Source organism: Symploca atlantica LB2515 (assembly GCF_052546295.1).
This window is the reverse complement of record NZ_JBQWMT010000001.1, coordinates 2599731-2617679: the sequence shown is the minus strand read 5'-3', so window position 1 is coordinate 2617679 and position 17949 is coordinate 2599731. Positions and strand designations below refer to the sequence as shown.

The 17949-nt window shown below is 42.6% G+C and carries 9 protein-coding genes and 6 pseudogenes; 10 read left to right on the top strand and 5 right to left on the bottom strand.

Features of this window, described 5'->3' with window-relative positions:
• Positions 1-3015 carry an AAA-like domain-containing protein gene (locus ACT7WV_RS10910; RefSeq protein ID WP_445102925.1) on the bottom strand — a complete coding sequence of 1005 codons (3015 nt, stop codon included), beginning with the start codon at positions 3013-3015 and terminating at the stop codon, positions 1-3.
• A gap of 48 nt (positions 3016-3063) precedes the next feature.
• Entirely contained in the window at positions 3064-4365 is a 1302-nt protein-coding gene (locus ACT7WV_RS10905) for an AAA-like domain-containing protein (protein ID WP_445102924.1), read from the bottom strand.
• Between the two features lie 669 nt (positions 4366-5034).
• Here ACT7WV_RS10905 and ACT7WV_RS10900 point away from each other — a divergent pair.
• From ACT7WV_RS10900 to ACT7WV_RS10870, 7 genes and pseudogenes are all read left to right on the top strand, one after another.
• Positions 5035-5961 (top strand): Npun_R2479 family HD domain-containing metalloprotein, encoded by a 927-nt coding sequence (locus ACT7WV_RS10900; protein WP_445102923.1) that lies wholly within the window; start codon positions 5035-5037, stop codon positions 5959-5961.
• A 275-nt stretch (positions 5962-6236) separates the two neighbouring features.
• Positions 6237-7319 (top strand): photosystem II q(b) protein, encoded by a 1083-nt coding sequence (gene psbA, locus ACT7WV_RS10895; RefSeq protein WP_445102922.1) that lies wholly within the window; start codon positions 6237-6239, stop codon positions 7317-7319.
• Between the two features lie 396 nt (positions 7320-7715).
• On the top strand, positions 7716-8612 hold the full coding sequence (locus ACT7WV_RS10890; protein WP_445102921.1) for a hypothetical protein: 897 nt from the start codon (positions 7716-7718) through the stop codon (positions 8610-8612).
• A gap of 170 nt (positions 8613-8782) precedes the next feature.
• Positions 8783-9037 (top strand): annotated as a pseudogene (locus ACT7WV_RS10885) (acetyl-coenzyme A synthetase N-terminal domain-containing protein); the annotation flags it as partial.
• Positions 9038-9288: 251 nt separating this feature from the next.
• Positions 9289-11727 (top strand): carbamoyltransferase HypF, encoded by a 2439-nt coding sequence (gene hypF, locus ACT7WV_RS10880; RefSeq protein WP_445102920.1) that lies wholly within the window; start codon positions 9289-9291, stop codon positions 11725-11727.
• A 6-nt stretch (positions 11728-11733) separates the two neighbouring features.
• Entirely contained in the window at positions 11734-11964 is a 231-nt protein-coding gene (locus ACT7WV_RS10875) for a HypC/HybG/HupF family hydrogenase formation chaperone (RefSeq protein WP_445102919.1), read from the top strand.
• Between the two features lie 126 nt (positions 11965-12090).
• A pseudogene (locus ACT7WV_RS10870) lies at positions 12091-12705 on the top strand (Uma2 family endonuclease).
• Between the two features lie 254 nt (positions 12706-12959).
• On the opposite strand, the pseudogene ACT7WV_RS10865 reads toward ACT7WV_RS10870, so the two are convergent.
• Positions 12960-13190: pseudogene (locus ACT7WV_RS10865) on the bottom strand (CBS domain-containing protein); the annotation flags it as partial.
• A gap of 100 nt (positions 13191-13290) precedes the next feature.
• On the opposite strand from ACT7WV_RS10865, the pseudogene ACT7WV_RS10860 reads away from it, so the two are divergent.
• Positions 13291-14530 (top strand): annotated as a pseudogene (locus ACT7WV_RS10860) (IS701 family transposase).
• Between the two features lie 7 nt (positions 14531-14537).
• Here ACT7WV_RS10860 and ACT7WV_RS10855 read toward each other — a convergent pair.
• Together ACT7WV_RS10855 and tnpA are read right to left on the bottom strand one after the other, a co-directional pair.
• On the bottom strand, positions 14538-14960 hold the full coding sequence (locus ACT7WV_RS10855) for a CBS domain-containing protein (RefSeq protein ID WP_445102917.1): 423 nt from the start codon (positions 14958-14960) through the stop codon (positions 14538-14540).
• Between the two features lie 76 nt (positions 14961-15036).
• Positions 15037-15454 (bottom strand): annotated as a pseudogene (tnpA, locus tag ACT7WV_RS10850) (IS200/IS605 family transposase).
• Between the two features lie 84 nt (positions 15455-15538).
• Here tnpA and ACT7WV_RS25845 point away from each other — a divergent pair.
• Both ACT7WV_RS25845 and ACT7WV_RS10830 read left to right on the top strand, forming a co-directional pair.
• A pseudogene (locus tag ACT7WV_RS25845) lies at positions 15539-16545 on the top strand (transposase).
• Between the two features lie 107 nt (positions 16546-16652).
• On the top strand, positions 16653-17873 hold the full coding sequence (locus tag ACT7WV_RS10830) for an RNA-guided endonuclease InsQ/TnpB family protein (RefSeq protein WP_445102270.1): 1221 nt from the start codon (positions 16653-16655) through the stop codon (positions 17871-17873).
• The last annotated feature ends 76 nt before the right edge of the window (positions 17874-17949 follow it).

The window sequence follows — 17949 nt, the reverse complement described above, 5'->3', positions numbered from 1 at the left end:
TCAACTTTTGTTTAAGATTACCCCACCGGACACACTCCGTAGCAGTTCTCTCTGTTCCTGTTTTTGTTTTTCATCATCGCTGTCATTAATAATTATTAAAGCCGTTGAAACTTGATTGGTCTCACTCGTATCCGGGAAGGAAATAATACACAAATTCACACGGTGCTGCATTTCTGCTTGATAAGAAAGTAATATTTGATTAAGGTAATCTTGTTGACGATATTCCGGATTTTTTGACTCTAGAGCTGCATCAAACCATTGAGCAAAGTTCTGCTCTTGTATCTTAATTAAATCTCGTACAGATTTACCCTCAATTTCTTTCAAGCCAAGTAAATAATTGGCTGCCTCATTAGCTAAAGTTATATGACCCGTTTTGTCGGTAAAAATTACCCCACTGGAAACATTTAAAACCAAGTCTCGTCGCTCTAGTTCTCGTTTTTTCACAGTATGGAATAACTTGGCGTTCTGAAGGGCGACGCCGGCTTGCATATTAAATACTTCCATAAATTCTTGGTCGTTAAGATCAAAGCTAGCTTTCCAACAATCGGGGACTTCTGGCCAGTTTTTAGGCTCATAAGGAAGAAAGTTTCCCTGTTTCTTTTTATTGACTAACTGAGTTACACCTACTAATTCATTGTCCGCATTAAACACCGGCATACACAATAAACTACAAGTTCGATAATTAAACTTTTGATCCGTACTTTTCGCCGTTTCTGAGTTGGGATGATCATACAAATCAAAAGGAATTCTCAAAGGCTTTTTGGTACGAGCAACCTGCCCCACGAATCCTACCCCAATGGGAATTCTAACTTCTTCTAAACTTCCATCATAAGTAGGCAGCTTAGTCCAGAGTTGGTGGCGTTCATAGTCCAATAACCAAACTGTACTACGGTCAGCATTCATCAACTGTTTTGCTTCATTCATCACCTTTTTTAGAGTTTCTTCTAAATCTAAACTGCTCTTGCCAAGGGATTGAGTAGCCTTCATTAAAGCAGCAGCTGCCCGTTGTTTTTGAGCTGCTTTATAAAATAGGCGAGAGGATTGAATAATTAGTTGAATAGAAAGGGCAAATTCCGCAAACCGAGCCTCATCTTCTGTCGAAAAACCTTGAATATCAATACGTTCCGCTAAGGGTAATTTTCGCTCATACAAAGGTCTGAGTTTGTTAATTAATTGGACAACTGCCACTAACTTTCCTTGATCATCTAGGAGTGGCAAAGTTAGCATAGTATAGGTGCGATACCCGTTTTTTTGATCCCATTCTTTAGCCGCCTGGGAACGTGTGTCCTCATAGAAATCATAGGGAATATTGATGGGCTGTTTATAAGTTGCTACATACCCAGCAATACCTTGGTCAGAAGGAATCCGAATTTCTAGAGGAATTCCTTCTTCTCCCTTAGCTAAAATTGACCAGAGTTCTTTTTTCTTTTCATCCAACAAAAAAATTGTGGCACGGTCAGCATTCAGTAATTCTGTAGTTTGTAAGGTAATAAATTGCAACATTTCGTGGAGAATATCGTTAAAACCCTTGCTGTCATGTATGCTATTCATCATTGACAGGGTTTGATGGACAACTCCAAAATCTAATTCCAAGTTGGAAATGATATATTTAAAACTTTCTGGGGTGAGATGGCGATCAAGTACTTCATCAACGGTTTCTTTCGTCGTCGCCGCAAAGAAAGGACTGAGTTTACCTTTACGTCTAGCATCTGAGTAGCGCTGAATCTCCTCTAAAGCTTTTTTCATTTCTCGCTTTTCCACTTCCTGGCTAGTAGTCAAAAACTGATAATCGTGAGGATAGTGGCGTGAAATTTTGCCTAATGCCCATCTCAGTGCTTCTTCTAATTGTTGTCCACGCAGTAGCCAGGATTCATCCTCACAATTCGAGGCTAACCAAGCTGCGATTTCTTCCCCATAGGGTTGCAAATTAGCTAACTCTTTATCCACCCAACTGAGGTCAAAAACTGCTGCATAAATACGGTTATATACCCTCAGTTTGCCTTGTCGGTTAACCACCAATCCCGACAACCACAACTCCATCTGTTCAGAACTATCATCTGCGGCAATTTCTCCCTGTTGGAGAATTTGCTGATACAATCCCAACAGCCGGTCTGGTCTTTGTTCGCTTTTGAGGAGGCGATCGCGAATTGTTTTCAGGTGTTCGGGGTTATCTTGGGATTCCCAATTTTCAATAATTCGTGTTTGCACTAAATATTGCATCCAGGATTGCTCACCAAGAGAAGGTATTGGTGATGGAAGATTACGCACCAATTGACAAAGCTTCTGGGTAAGAAAAGGTTGTCCTCCCGTCCAAGTCAATACCTCTTTGAGTACTGCTTGGGGATTGCTAGCTTTGTCGATTAACCCCTGGGCTAACGGTCGAGTATCAGCTAACTGGAAGCCGTGCAATTGAATAGCTTGGCCAATATTAAAAGGAGTGCGTTTTTTGTCTTGTATTAAATCTGATGGCGTTGCCACTCCCAGTAAAGCAAAAGTTAAACGCTGGTACTCAGGCTGATCAACTCGCTGGTTATAGCAGCCACGAATCAGGGCAAAAAAGTCATCATTGAGAAAATTTAGGCTAAGAATGCTATCAATTTCATCGATAAAGATAACAATTTTTTGGGTGATTTGTTGCAGTAGTACTTCTTCAATAAATTCTCGTAAGCGCCGCACTACAGAAACCATGTCGCGATCGCGCCACCAAGTGCCTAAATCGATCTCAAGATTTAAGTCATTAGTAAGAGAGCGGACAATATTGGCATACCACTGTTCTAAGTTAACGTTTTGAGTCCCATCCATCGACAGGTCAATTACAGCACAGGCTACCCCCTCACTTCTCAGTCGGCGCATCACTTGAACGCGCAGGCTAGACTTGCCTATTTGCCGAGAGTTGAGTACATAACAAAACTTTCCGGCATTGAGTCCCTCATATAATTCATCATCAGCAGAACGCTTGACGTAGGTAGGAGCATCTGCTGGTAAGGTTCCAGAGTAAATATATTCGTAAGTCATAGAAGGTGATGAAGAATTGAAAATCGACAATTTAACAACCGTTATTTCTCACTCAGAATCTTTTTTGTTCAAGCGATCGCTAAAATAGCGACGGTACAAATCGCAACGGGGCATGACACTATTGCCTTGTAAACTTAATAAGCCCATGCTGTAGAGCTTAAAGGCTGCTTCGGAGGGGAGACTCACCCAGCTACTGCTTGTGACCACCTCAGCTAAGGCGGATACTAGAAGGGGTGATTGCTGCAAATTCCATAGATGCCTTCGTAAATGGTCACTAAACGGCCCGGCTTCGGTAGGAGCAAGTTGCAAAAACGGCTCAAGCTTAACTGACTGATGTTTAAGGTAAGCAAGCGCCTTGCGAACTAGATAAGGGTGTCCTCCAATCATCGCCATGAGTTGTTTAACTTCTGTCAGTGTCCAATTAAGTCCGTGGCGCTTAACCAAATCCTGAACTTCTTCGGGGCTAAATTCTGGCAATTCTACTTCTAACCCTACACCTGCTAGGGGTGAGTGATTAATATCCAAGGAACTGTAGATTTCCGTTGAGTGAACAATAACTAAGCGCAGTTTTTGCCAAATCACACTGGTGTGATCGCCTCGTCTAGCCAAGTCATACCAACCCCGTAGCAGGCGACAAAAGTCGTCAGCAATCTCTGGATGTTCAAACACCCGATCAACTTTCTGCAACACCAAGACAAACGGACTTTCAATTTGAGCTAACAAATACTTCTGGAAATAATCAGTGGTGTTACTATTGCAGCCAAAAATATCATCCCAATACTCATCCAATTGATTGGCTAATCCTAAATCCTGACCAACGCGAGCGCACAACCACCGAGAAAATTGACGTAAGTCAGTAAAGACGGTGTTATCAGCTAACTCAAAGCTCAATGTTAGGGTAGAATAGCCTTGAGTTCGCACTTGAGCAACAACTCGCTCAATCATCAATTGCTTACCCATCTGCTGAGGAGCCTTAATCCTGATCAGAGCACCTGGTTGTAATAGAGCTTTGTAGCAATTCTGTTGGTGAGGGACTCGCTCGACATAAAAACTACTCTCCAGATACTGCGGATTGGGCTGAGATTTGTATTTCTCAAATAGCTCAATCAAATGATCTCGCAGAGAGTAATGTTCTCCTGGAGCATTCTTGAGACCGAATGCATGGCAAATTTCCTGGATATGTTTTCTAACAGTTGCCTCAGCAATATTTAGAGACTTGGCAATCTCTTCGTCTGTATCCCCTGACAACATTCTATCTAACACCTGCTTTTTACGAGGTGTTAACTCCTCCAATACCCCGTTAAATTCCTGCCGATTGATTATCACTTGAGAACAGCTCAGTTGCGCCATGGAGAGATTTCAAACTGCGTTTAGACCATTGCTACACCCTTGAATAAGGTAACTTGGGAAGCTAAAGTAACCCCCAAAACACCCATTAGGCTATCAATTTAACGAACACCCTGATTTATAGCCTATCCCAATGCACCAGAGAGGCATGACTCTGTGAAGATTTTTCCACAAATTCGGGGCAATACCCACAAACTGAGAGGATCCGTTGTACTTGTGAGTATTCCTGCACAAATGACAGCTCAACTATCTACCTCAGGTAAAGTTGAAGTGAAGTGAATCGAACACCCACCTAATTAAGGATTTTCTCTGTGTTCTGCCCCCCTAAAAGGGTCTCTCAATTCTCTTGATGATTGCCTAAATACTCCCTGCAATAGCTGAGAAGATTCTTAGCTTATCCTTAACTCGATTGGCGAGTTCTCTAAATACAACAAGAAATTGCTTCATTCCTAAAAAGGAAAAAGCTTGTTTTGGGGATGCTTCAATTTAGCGAGTAGAAATCGATGCTATCTCCATTTATTTATAGCAGCTTGGTGAAAAACAGGTTGTCGGTAGGAGCATTTCCACAGCAGAAGGGCCTCAGCATTTAACCCACGGTGGTTATTTATTGAACTGTTAACTGCTGTAACCAATCCAAGCATCAGTCAGATAAGCTTTTTAGGAGTTACTGCTATGACGGACTTATTACTAAATCCCACTCAAGTTCTGATTAACCATTGTGTGCAGCAACTAGAGACTGTTTACCACAGTATCTATGGTCACCAGAAGCCTGACTACGCTGATCAGCTTAGCTGGGCTGCTACTATAGCGCTGGAAATGATTGCTAACAGTGATGCTCTCTACCATAACGTTGAGCACACTATTTTGGTAACCTTAGTGGGACAAGAAATTCTTCGAGGCAAACATATTCGTGAAGGGAGCGTTTCTTGCCGAGACTGGTTGCACCTGATCATCTCCTTACTCTGTCACGATATTGGTTATGTCCAAGGAATTTGTAGCCAAGATCAACCCCATCAGCGAATCTATGCCACCGGAGTTGAGCAGGAGAAGATTACTTTACCTCCAGGTGGAACAGATGCCAGCTTGACACCTTACCATGTAGACAGAGGAAAACTCTTCATCCGAGAACGCTTTGGGACTCAACCCCTGCTAGATACTCAAATCATCGAACTTAACATTGAGTTAACCCGTTTTCCGGTGCCAGCCGATGACGATTACCAAGATGCCTTTAATTATCCCGGTTTAGTCAGGGCAGCCGATTTAATTGGTCAACTTTCTGATCCTCGTTACTTACAAAAGATTAGTGCCTTGTTCTACGAGTTTGAAGAAACTGGTGCTAACAAAATACTAGGCTACCGAACTCCTGGAGAGTTACGCCAAAACTATCCTAGTTTTTACTGGAATGTTGTTTTTCGCTACATTCAACCTGCCTTGTCTTACTTAGAGTTAACTCTTTGTGGCAAACAGATTCTGGCTAATCTCTATGCCAATGTTTTCCGAGTTGAACACGGGTATCGGGAAAATTTTCTGTCTAGCCGTCGTCGTGACGGCAATACATTCCCTAAGAATCAACGGTGTGTGTTACAAATATTGAACTAGTTTTTCAGTCTTTCCAGAAGTTTTTATAAGATCAAGTCATAGACCTAGCTGTGGTCTAGATTAAAACTCTCCTCAAACAGTCTGAAACCCTGAGAATATCATGGTTTAACGTTAATTTTTGGAGATGAATATTGAGCTGGAGAGTTGACCCATTGACCGCAACAGCAGCCAGAGCAGGAATAGGTAAGCCAAGTAAATATCAGCGACTATTCTGGTTTGCTCGACTCTGATTTTCATCTTACTTAATAAAGATTTTTTAAAAGGAGAGATCAGCGATGACTAATGTACTGGAACGTCGCCGTGAATTAGATATTTCCCAACTCTGGGAGGAATTTTGTCAGTGGATTACTAGCACTGACAATAGGCTTTATCTAGGCTGGTTCGGTGTATTGATGATTCCGACTCTGCTCGTAGCTACTACTTGCTTTATTCTGGCTCTTCTTGCCGCACCACCTGTAGATATAGATGGAATTCGAGAGCCAGTTATCGGTTCTTTGATGGCGGGTAACAATATAATTACAGCCGCTGTCGTACCTACCTCAGCAGCAATTGGTCTTCACTTTTACCCGATTTGGGAAGCCGCTTCCATAGATGAATGGCTTTACAACGGTGGTCCTTATCAGTTAATTGTGCTTCACTTTCTAATAGGAATTTGGTGCTATCTGGGGCGACTTTGGGAGCTTAGTTATCGGGAAGGTTTGCGGCCATGGATTGCCGTTGCTTTTTCTGCCCCTGCCGCAGCCGCAACAGCAGTATTGCTAGTGTATCCCATCGGTCAAGGGAGTTTTTCAGAGGGACTACCTTTGGGAATTGCTGGCACCTTCCATTTTATGATGGCTTTTCAAGCTGACCATAATATTTTGATGCATCCTTTGCACATGCTAGGAGTTGCTGGGGTGTTTGGAGGAGCATTCCTTGTATCTTTGCATGGCTCGTTGGCAACCTCAACTTTGATTAAACAAACAACAGAAAACGAATCTCCTAATGCCGGTTACAAATTTGGTCAATCTCATATAACTTATGATTATTTAGCCGGACATTATGGCTTCCTGGGACGGTTGCTTATTCCTTGGTTTGGCAGTCGAAACCATCGTTATTTCCACTTTTTACTAGCAGCTTTTCCTACTGTAGGTATTTGGTTTGCTTCCTTGGGTGTCGCCAGTATGGCTTTTAACCTCAATGGATTTAACTTTAATCACTCCATCTTAGACAGCACTGGACGACTGATCAGAACTGATGCTGATATTCTCAATCGTGCCAATATTGGTCTCCAAGTAATGCATTCGCCTAATGCTCATCACTTCCCCCTTGTGCTAGCTGGAAGCAAACCAATTCCAGTCAGTCCAGAAATTGTCTAAATTTGGTGCCATTGTTATTACACTAGTCTGACAAGTTACTTTTACTAACAGAAGATTTCAGCTCAGTAAAATGTTGGGTTGGCACTAGGTATTAGGCTCTAAAAAAGTTTAATACTTAGTGCTTTTATTGCTTGATAATTACAATATGAGAATTTCATTTTAGTTGTAAAGCCCTAGTGAATCAGATGCCAAAACTTGCAGACAAGTCGGGTAGTTAAACTTTGTAAAATCAGGCAGAACATAAGATCAAGCTAGCTTACTTGACTTACCCAACTTCCTCAAGTTTCTTTGTTAATCTCCTTAATAAGGAATAAATATCCCTGCCAGTAAAGGGGGATTTATTGATTTTTTCGCAAAAACTATTAAATAAGTAAACCACCCGTTGAGGGAAAAATAATGAAGTGGAAAAAATTTAGACCATTTATTTTGGGTTTGCTATCAACCATCCTTATTCTTTTATCGGGAGTTTCTTTTGCTGTTGCTGAAGTTTATGCCAGAGATTTTGTCAAAATTGGTAGCGACGTAGCGGTTACAGAAAATCAAGTTGTTAATGATGCCGTTGCGATTGGTGGCTCAGTTACTCTGTTCACTGGCGGTCAAACGAGGGGTGATGCTGTTGCCATTGGGGGTGATGTCATTTTAGAGTCTAATGCCCTTATTGATGGTGATGCTGTTGCTATAGGGGGAAAAGTCTTCAAAAAAGAAGGAGCCAGAATCGGTGGAGATACAGTCGAAATATTCAGTGGTGCCAAAGTTTTTTTAGGAAAATTTGGTTTGTTCGGCACAATATATCTTGTAAATTTACTGTTCTATCTTTTCTTTTTGCTGCTTGTTCTTGCTTTCGGCATTTTCCTTATTCTTTTACTCCCGGGTCACTTACACAGCATCTCACTAACTATTAGTCAACACCCTTTCAAAAGCGCAGTTTGGGGCTTGGGAGGTATTGTTGCTAGTGTTTTGTGTATTCTGTTAATTTCTGGTAGCATCCTCGGCATGGTGCTAGTTCCTCTAATTAATTTGGCAGTTTTAGTCACAGGATTACTCGGCTGTACAGGGACAAGTTTATGGATAGGTGGAAAAATTTATTCAGCTAGAGGTTCCTCCCGTATCAAAGAGTTTTTGGTCGGCATGTTGCTTCTAGCCTTAATCAGCCTTATACCTTTAGTGGGGGGATTAATTATTTTGATGGTGAATATTTTTGGCTTTGGTGCCGCTCTACTTTCTCGATTTGGCACTACACAGCCAGAAATTATTGATAAGAAATTTGACCAATTAGAGGGGAGCGTAAATTAACTTAAATAAATATAGGAAAATTGTTAGCGAAAAATTGAGCTGTACACACTAGAAACTGACTCATAAATTCAATTGTCTATTTTTCATTAGCAATTTTCTATTTAAAAATACTATTCGATAATTTTCTATTGGGAAGGGAGTAGTTTTAGTTTTAAAAAGAGCAAAAAATTATGTCTCATCAAATAATGGAGTCAACTTTTCAGGAAGAGCGCGTATTTTTACCACCCAAAGCTTTCTACCGAACAGCTAACATCAAGAGTCTTGAAGAGTATCAATACCTTTATGACCAAGCCAAAGCTGAACCAGAAAAATTTTGGGGAAAATTGGCTCAACAGGAATTGCACTGGTTCCGTCAGTGGGACAAAGTTCTAGATTGGCAACCGCCTTTTGCTCAGTGGTTTGTTGGTGGTAAGCTCAACATTTCTTAGCAAAATAATGGTATGGATGTAGTGGAACTGATCACTGGTCAATCTGTATGGACTCCGAGCAAAACACCTGAGCTATTGGTCAAAAGTTAGTTACTTTCTAAAGAATTGCCAGAAAATATAAATTCCATCCTAACTTAGACATAGCAATAGAATCTGGAAAATCGAAAATAGATGCTATTAGCCGAATACTGCTACAAAATCTCTATCTTCGATTTTCCATTAACCATGGACACGCGCAGCGACAATGAATGAATCAGCCCATTACCAGGATGATCCTAGACAAACCAATACAGCGTTTACGTTTAACCATCCAGGGGGCTGTTCAGGGAGTGGGCTTTCGCCCCTTTATCTACCGACTCGCCACTGAGTTGGGACTGGTGGGATGGGTAAATAATTCGGCTCAAGGCGTTTTTATTGAGGTAGAAAAGACACACCAAGAATTAGAAAGATTTCGACAGAGAATTGAACAAGAAAAACCTCCCTTGTCCTTTATTCAGAGTATTGAGGCATCTTTTCTTGACCCAGTAGGCTACACAAAATTTGAGATTCGTCCTAGTGTTGTCGGTGAAAAAACGGCGCTAGTAATACCAGATATTGCCACCTGTCCCGACTGTTTTCAGGAAATCTTCGAGCCAACTAATCGTCGCTATCTTTATCCCTTTGCTAACTGCACTAATTGTGGTCCGCGCTACAGCATTATCAAGGCACTACCCTATGATCGGTGCAACACAACGATGAAAGGTTTCGAGATGTGCTCTCAGTGCCAGTCTGAGTACGAAAATCCCCTAGACAGGCGGTTTCATGCTCAGCCTAATGCCTGTCCCCAATGTGGCCCCCAGTTGGCATTGTGGGATGGCACTGGTAAAGTACTGGCATCTCGTCATCATGCTTTGTTGGCCGCGACTGCAGCTATTAATCAAGGAAAAATCGTTGCAGTTAAAGGGTTGGGTGGCTTTCATCTCATGGTAGATGCCTGTAACGAAGCAGCAGTAAAACGTTTACGTCAACGCAAGGGGCGACCAGAAAAACCCTTGGCTCTGATGTTCCCCAATTTGGCTTTAGTTAAGGAGCATTGTCAGGTTACGGAATTAGAAGCAAGATTATTGCGATCGCCTCAAGCTCCTATTGTGCTGCTGCGACGGCAATCAGAAAACAGGAACTCTAATCAGCAATCACCAATTGCTCCGGCAGTGGCTCCTGGTAATCCTGATCTCGGCGTCATCTTACCTTACACACCCCTGCATCATTTACTCATGGCTCAGTTGGGCAGACCAATTGTGGCTACTAGCGGCAATATTTCTGATGAACCGATTTGCACAAATGAACACGATGCTCTAAAGCGACTGGGCAATCTTGCTGATCTATTCTTGGTTCATAATCGCCCGATTACTCGACCGATTGATGATTCAATTGTCAGAGTAATCATGGGGCGGGAATTAGTGCTGCGTCGTGCTCGTGGTTATGCTCCCTTGCCAATTGGTAAGTTGGTCAATTCACAAGAGTTAGAGAGCGAAGGTGTAACCGTTGAATCCTCTACACCAAAACCAACCAAGCTACAACCTATATTAGCGGTGGGTGCTCATTTAAAAAATACCATTGCAATCACTTCTGGTAACCAGGTTTTTGTCAGCCAGCACATTGGTGATTTGCAGACATCTCAAGCCTGTGATTCCTTCCAGCAAACTATTGCCAACTTTGAGGAACTTTATGAGTTTCAACCAGCGATAGTCGCCTGTGATGCTCATCCAGATTACCGCTCTACCCAGTTTGCTCAGCAGCTAGGAATACCAGTGGTGTCAGTGCAACATCACTATGCTCACGTCCTCTCTTGTATGGCAGAAAATGAACTGGATGCTCCTCTTTTGGGTGTTGCTTGGGATGGTACTGGCTATGGAGAGGACGGCACAATCTGGGGGGGAGAGTTCCTCAAGGTTACTCAGGAGTCGTTTGCCAGAATAGCTCACTGGCGTAATTTCCGGTTACCTGGTGGGGATAAAGCTGTTAAAGAGCCCAGGAGAGTCGCCTTGGGACTACTCTATGAATTCTGGGGAGAGGCGGCTTTTGAGCGGAAAGAACTCTATCCTATAAAAGCTTTTTCTGGGCAAGAGCAGCGAATTTTGAAAACGATGCTTGCTCGTAGCCTAAATACACCACTAACTTCTAGTGCTGGTCGTTTGTTTGATGCGATCGCATCCTTGATGGGACTAACTCAGGAAGTTAGTTTTGAGGGACAAGCAGCAATGGCACTGGAATTTGCCCTTGATGGTGTGCTAACCGAAGCAAACTACTCATTTCAGCTTCAAGATAAATCCCACATCCTCGATACTGCAACTAGTTCAGCCCAGACTGGCAAATTCCCCATGGTTGTTAACTGGGCAACTATGGTTGAGGAAATTATCTCAGATGTTGATTCTAAGACACCCGTAAGCATAATGGCGGCGAAGTTTCACAACACGTTAGTGGAAGTAGTTATCGCCGTAGCCAAGAGTGTAGGTGAGGAAAAAGTTGTCCTCAGTGGTGGCTGTTTTCAAAACAGGTATTTGACCGAAAGAGCAATCAGCAGATTGAGCAGCGAAAACTTTCGTCCCTACTGGCATCAAAGGATTCCACCTAATGACGGTGGCATTGCCCTAGGACAAATTATGGCGGCAAAACGTCATTTACAACAGATAAAACACCAGGAGTAACAACCCATGTGCTTAGCAGTTCCAGGAAAAGTTATTAGTATTGCAGGTGATGATGATCCACTGATGCGCAGCGGCAGAGTCAGCTTTGGCGGCGTCATTAAAGAAGTCAGCCTTGCCTACGTTCCTGAAGTACAAATTGGGGACTATGTAATTGTGCATGTGGGTTTTGCTTTGAACAAGCTAGATGAGGAGGAAGCTGAACGAACGTTGGCAGACTTGCAGCAATTACAGGGTTAAGCGGCTTGATAGCCAACATTTGCGCGTTCGTGCTGTCCCAGAGACGGACGCGAGAAAAGCTTGTAGAATCTGCTAGTTAATAGGGTAGGCATCATTCACTTAATCCCTATTGTATAAAAGGTCAAGATGGTACAAACACCGGCCAGTCCAGAAACGGAAACCCTATTGATTGAGTTGCCTAAGTCGATTGGGCTATATGTCACTCAGGAACAGTTTGCTGCTTTAGCCGCAGCCAACCGAGACTTGAGACTGGAAAGAACCGCACAAGGAGAGTTAACAGTGAACCCACCAACAGGCTGGGAAACTGGGAGACGCAATTGAAGTATTTCTGGAGAGTTGTATTTGTGGTGGCGTAATGCGGGTGAACCTGGTGAAGCCTTTGACTCCTCGACTGGCTTCATCTTACCCAATGGTGCAACTCGCGCCCCTGATGCCTCTTGGGTGAGTGGAGAACGTTGGCAGGCACTTACTCTAGAACAAAAAGGAACGTTTGCTAATATCTGCCCCGATTTTGTCGTTGAGTTACGCTCTAGTTCAGATACCCTCAAGTCCCTGCAAGATAAAATGAGGGAGTATCTCGATAATGGCATAAAACTGGGCTGGTTAATCGATCCACAGCAGCGACGGGTGGAAATTTATCGACCGGGTAAGGATGTGGAAGTTTGGGATAATCCTGCTGAATTGTCGGGTGAAGAAGTGTTACCGGGTTTTGTGTTGAATTTGCGACGGGTGTGGGATTGAAACTTGAGTGCGTTCTTAGTTTCCAGGTGCAAGAGATTTTTCCCATTTCTGCTAAAGATAGCCGATTTCCCGATTTGCGATCGCATGATCTTGTAGGGCGTTAGCGTATCTCGTAACGCACCAAAACTGATAGCCGTGCGTTACGGCGGATTGTGAGACCTCGTTATTTGGCAAAAATTGTCACCGCCTAACGCACCCTACAAATTCTATTCACCCCCAATTTCCTGTGGTATTTCTGGACTTCCATCTCTTCCCCAAGACACTACCAGTCGCCGCAGATACCGTTGTTGCATCTCCTGGTGAGCAGTCCATAAAGAATCTTCCGGACTGAGCATGAATAGTGGCGTACTCATGACAGTCTCAGCTTTAGTCTGAGATAGATCTAATTGTAGAGACTGGAATTGCACAATATCCCTTTCTGTAATGATTCCCACTGGCAGGGAGCCACGTTCAACATCCTCCTGAGTAATCACCACGCAACTAACGGGACTTAAACGAAAATAAAGAGTTAATAAAGGTATAATTTAGGCATGGCAGCCATTTGACATTAGAGTGTAAGACAGGAAAGAGACAACCCCCGCCGCCATGCCTCCTTGCTTCGATAGATGGTGCAAACGCTTTGATGATGTCTGGAGACATCAAGCGCAAAAAAGGGAGTTTAGGAACTATATTGGGGGATTATTAGGGGAAAGTGAAGGAAAAAACCTGTCTCAAATGGCGGATAACGCGGTGGGAGTGACTTACCACCGATTACATCATTTTTTAACGGAAGCCCCCTGGAATGCTCAACAGGTAAATGAGCGGCGTCTACTGGTGATGAATCAGTGTAGCCCAACCCGAATAAGTAGAGGATTCACGTTAATTGTAGATGACTCAGGACATAGGAAAAGTGGCAATTTCACGGCGGGAGTAGGACGACAGTACATTGGAGAAATCGGGAAGACAGACAACGGAATAGTAGTGGTAACAACTCATCTATATGATGGGAAAAAAGCCTACCGTTAGATATAGAGTTATCTCAACACGCTAGTTCTTTAGCTGAAGGAAAAAAGATATTGAATTCCAGAAAAAGCCGGAGTTAGGCTTAGCATTAATTGACCGCAGCATGAACAGAGGATATCGACCGGGTATCGTATTAATTGATGCTGGGTATGGAAATAACACAACGTTTTTGCTGGAACTGGAAAAAAGGAAACTCAAGTATATAGGAGGATTAGCCAAAAACCGTAAGGTGATAATTGAAATAGGGATAAGTCAACGAGAAGAGATTCGCCTAGATAAGTTAGCCAAATCCTTGTCGCCAAAAGATTTTACCCCTGTTCAAATCAATCTAGATAAACTGAAAACCGTTTGGGTGGCTCCTGTAGAAGTTGAACTCTCACAGCTTGAAGGAAAGAGAACAATTGCTATCGTCATGAATGCCTCAACCTTCGACCAAGCTAGTGATGTTGACTATTTTATTACCAATGTTGAATCAACAAAAGCCACAGCCGATTGGATAGTAACTACCTACTCTCAAAGAAATTGGGTAGAAGTTTTCTATCGGGAAGCCAAAGGCTGGTTGGGTTTATCTGAATATCAAGTCAGAGATTATAGAAGCCTGATAAGACATTTCATGCTTGTGTTTTGTGCCTATACATTTATTTTATGGCACACTTTAACCGGAGGATTAAGACGGCGTTGGGCATCGAAACCTTTAAACACCTTTACTGAAGCATTAGAGGCGTTTCGGACAGCGATGTCTTTCCGTTTTATGGAGTGGTTGAACCACAATCGGGACGTATTCTTTGCTCACAAACCTGCTTTGGGCTTTGTTTGGGCTTGAAATCTGTCTAAGTCCCACTAATCTGCTGCTGAGTCATTAGTCGTGCTACATCTAACACGGAAGTAGTTAAAGGTAAACTAACTACATCAGGAGTCATGACCTCTGCAACACGCCGCAACTTGAGAAGATTGGCTGGTTGCAACATTTGGCGAATACTTTCGGGTGAGACAATCCCGACAAGTTGACCTTGTTCATCGACAATCGGCAGGTGACGAATCCGATACCGACGAAAGAGAAAGACGGCTGCGAAGATATCTTGAAATTTAGCTAGAGGTAAGGTAATTACCTGACGTGACATGACTTCGCCAACTTTGACATCTTCAAAATTCCTACCTTCAGAGGTCAGCCGCACCAAATCCCGTTCAGTAAAGATTCCTAGCAATTGCTGCTTTTCCATAACCAAGACACAACTGGAAGAAGTTCCACTCATCGGTATAGAGTCTGATGATCAATACAAATCTGGTAGGAAGCAACTCTTGCCTCTTGCCTGACCAAAAATATGGGATTCAAGCCCCGTCCTTCCAGGACGGCTTTTCTTGATTCTTGATGTACTGGATAAGCACTTCAATAGGAGCCGCCACCAACAGACACGGCAAAATAGCTGGGACTCCACAAAGCTGTTTTGCCGTGCGGTTTTTTAAAGCCAGCCTGTCCATAACGACGACTTGAGACACCTTTTAGAGCATTCACAATTTTCGATACAGAGAGCTTTGGTGGATACTCAATCAATGCGTGTACGTGTTCGTTCTCACCACTGATTTCTAGAATTTGAAAGTTCATCTGTGTTGCTACGTGGCGAAATACTTCTTCGATTAATTTCAACTGTTCACCACTAAAAATCTCATCCCTATATTTAGTCACGCAGACCAAGTGAATCTTGAGGTCTGTAACGCTATGTCTTTCCCTCCGGAATTGAGTAGTCATTTCCTGTAGACCAATAAACATCTCCAAAATATAAATTATGAGATAATTAAGGCATAACTAATTAACGTTTGGGGTGCAGAAACTGTGAGTTATACCTGGGAGTACTTGCAACGTAATCATCAAGAAGCCAAGCGCTTGGTAGGAATTAGCTATGAGCAGTTGATTCAACTAATTGAACAAGCCAAACTTTGACATGAGCAGAGACAGAGAGAAATTGAGAAAAAGAAAACTCGGCTGATTAGTGCTGGCGGTGGCAAGACTTCTCTTCTTGCTCTTGAAGAACAAATTATATTAACTTTAATCTATTTACGTCATCATCTGAGCTTTCAGATTCTGGGCTTATTATTTCAAGTAAGCGAATCGACAGCCAATAACATGTTTAATTATTGGCAAGTTCTGTTGCGAGAATCACTACCAGCTAGCTTACTAGAACAAGTAAAAAAGTGCGAAGAAGAGGAGGAAGCAATTATTGAGATGTTGGCAGAGCAGGAGTTAATAGTAGATAGCGCTGAGCAAAGCTGATCAAGACCTTCAGACTATCAAGAGCAAAAATCATTCTACTCAGGTAAGAAGAAAAATCACACTTTTAAAAATCAGTTTATTGTCTTGCCCAAAGGTAAAGATATTATCGATGTAGTAGCAGGAAAACCAGGAACCAAAAGTGACATAAGTCTGATGCGGGAACGTCTGAAACAATTTGATAAAAATCAACTATTTAGTGCTGATTAAGCCTATCTAGGAGAACTTCAAATTCGCACTCCTCAGAAAAAACCGAAAAATGGAGAACTAACCTCACAGCAAAAAAAGCCAATAAAAAGCTATCTTCTAACCGCATTTTTGTAGAACACGTGATTCGTTTAATCAAGATATTTAAAATAGCACAAGAAAGATTTCGTCTGGAAGCCAGTAAATATGAGTCAGTTATCCTAACCATTTGTGGTTTAGTAAGACTGAGAATTGAGCGGTTAGTTTTCTCGGCAGTGAAAACCCCTGAATACTCAAAGAGAAATGAGATTATTAACCTTGATAGTTTGGCAGTTAAATTAACAACAAAAGCCCCTGATGCTTATGGAGCCGTTGAATCGAGCTAAATCTGTGGAAGTTAGTTTAAGGCTTCAAAGTAAGTCAGGGAGACACTCTTAGCTTTCTGGAGATGCCTAATGTATAATCCAAACACAGACCAATCCTATCACGGAGCATGAAAGCAAGATACCAGTATCGTTTTTACCCAACAGACCAACAACAGCAGAGTCTAGCTCGGTTGTTCGGTTGCGTCCGTGTTGTGTATAACGATGCGCTTGCAATCTGTAAGCAATCTGTTAGTGTTAGCGTTAGCGAAGCGAGACCGTTAGGTCTAGCGGGCGAGCGTACCGCAAGGGCAAAGAAGCCCAAGTCGGCTGAACTTCAAAAGATTGTTATTACTCAGGCGAAAAAGACTGAGGAAAGAGCTTGGTTAAGCGAGGTGTCGAACATACCGCTACAACAGTCTGTAGCTGATTTAGAGATAGCTTTCAAGAACTTTTTCGATTCCTGTAAAGGCAAGAGAAAAGGTAGAAAGGTTGGTTATCCAAAGTTCAAAAAGAGGAATAATAGCCAATCGGCACGGTTCAGGATTGGGGGTTTCTCCATCAAGAAAGATGGTGTTTATCTTGCAAAGATAGGTGTTGTCAAGCCTGTCTGGTCAAGGGATTTACCTACGAGTCCTAGTTCCGTAACCCTTATTAAGGACTGTGCCAACCGTTACTTCTTAAGTTTTGTAGTAGAAGTAGAGCCTGTTCAGGCTAATGCTAAAAACCAAAGCATTGGCATTGATTTGGGTATCAAAACCTTGGCTGTGATGAGTAACGGTGAAAAAGCTTTCAGTCCTTGCTACAAACGTTTAGACCGTAAAATGCGTAAATTTCAACGGAAGTTGGCGCGACAACAGAGAGACTCAAACAGAAGACATAAGACCAGAATTCAGATAGCAAAACTGCACAATCAAATTGCAGACACTCGCCAAGACTTCCTGCACAAATTGTCTACCAAGGTCGTTAGTGAAAACCAAACTATCGTCTTAGAAGATTTAAATGTATCAGGAATGGTCAAAAACCGCAAACTCTCTAGAGCAATTAGTCAGCAAGGCTGGCGAGAATTCCGGGTCTTGGTTGAGGCAAAATCTGAAAAGTACGGAGGCAAGTTTGTAGCCATCAACCGTTGGGAACCAACTAGCCAAGCCTGCTCTGATTGTGGCTATAAATGGGGCAAGATTGATTTATCGGTGCGTTCAATACTCTGTTTAGGTTGTGGCAGCGAACATGATAGAGACGAAAACGCATCTGCAAATATAGAAAAAGTCGGCACGGGGCATCGGCACGACTCTAAATGTACGTCCAGACAGAGTAAGACTACTTCGGTAGCATTAGTCAATGAAGCGTAAATAATCCCCGTCGCTTCAGCGCGGGGAGTATGTCAATCATCAGACAATCACTGTTACTAATGGCGTCCCAGGTGCC

Excerpts from the sequence above, each read along its gene's own strand:
- hypF (WP_445102920.1), top strand. The coding sequence starts at position 9,289 with ATGAATCAGCCCATTACCAGGATGATCCTAGACAAACCAATACAGCGT.
- ACT7WV_RS10830 (WP_445102270.1), top strand. The coding sequence starts at position 16,653 with ATGAAAGCAAGATACCAGTATCGTTTTTACCCAACAGACCAACAACAG.
- ACT7WV_RS10910 (WP_445102925.1), bottom strand. The coding sequence starts at position 3,015 with ATGACTTACGAATATATTTACTCTGGAACCTTACCAGCAGATGCTCCT.
- psbA (WP_445102922.1), top strand. The coding sequence starts at position 6,237 with ATGACTAATGTACTGGAACGTCGCCGTGAATTAGATATTTCCCAACTC.
- ACT7WV_RS10905 (WP_445102924.1), bottom strand. The coding sequence starts at position 4,365 with ATGGCGCAACTGAGCTGTTCTCAAGTGATAATCAATCGGCAGGAATTT.
- ACT7WV_RS10900 (WP_445102923.1), top strand. The coding sequence starts at position 5,035 with ATGACGGACTTATTACTAAATCCCACTCAAGTTCTGATTAACCATTGT.
- ACT7WV_RS10890 (WP_445102921.1), top strand. The coding sequence starts at position 7,716 with ATGAAGTGGAAAAAATTTAGACCATTTATTTTGGGTTTGCTATCAACC.
- ACT7WV_RS10855 (WP_445102917.1), bottom strand. The coding sequence starts at position 14,960 with ATGAGTGGAACTTCTTCCAGTTGTGTCTTGGTTATGGAAAAGCAGCAA.
- ACT7WV_RS10875 (WP_445102919.1), top strand. The coding sequence starts at position 11,734 with ATGTGCTTAGCAGTTCCAGGAAAAGTTATTAGTATTGCAGGTGATGAT.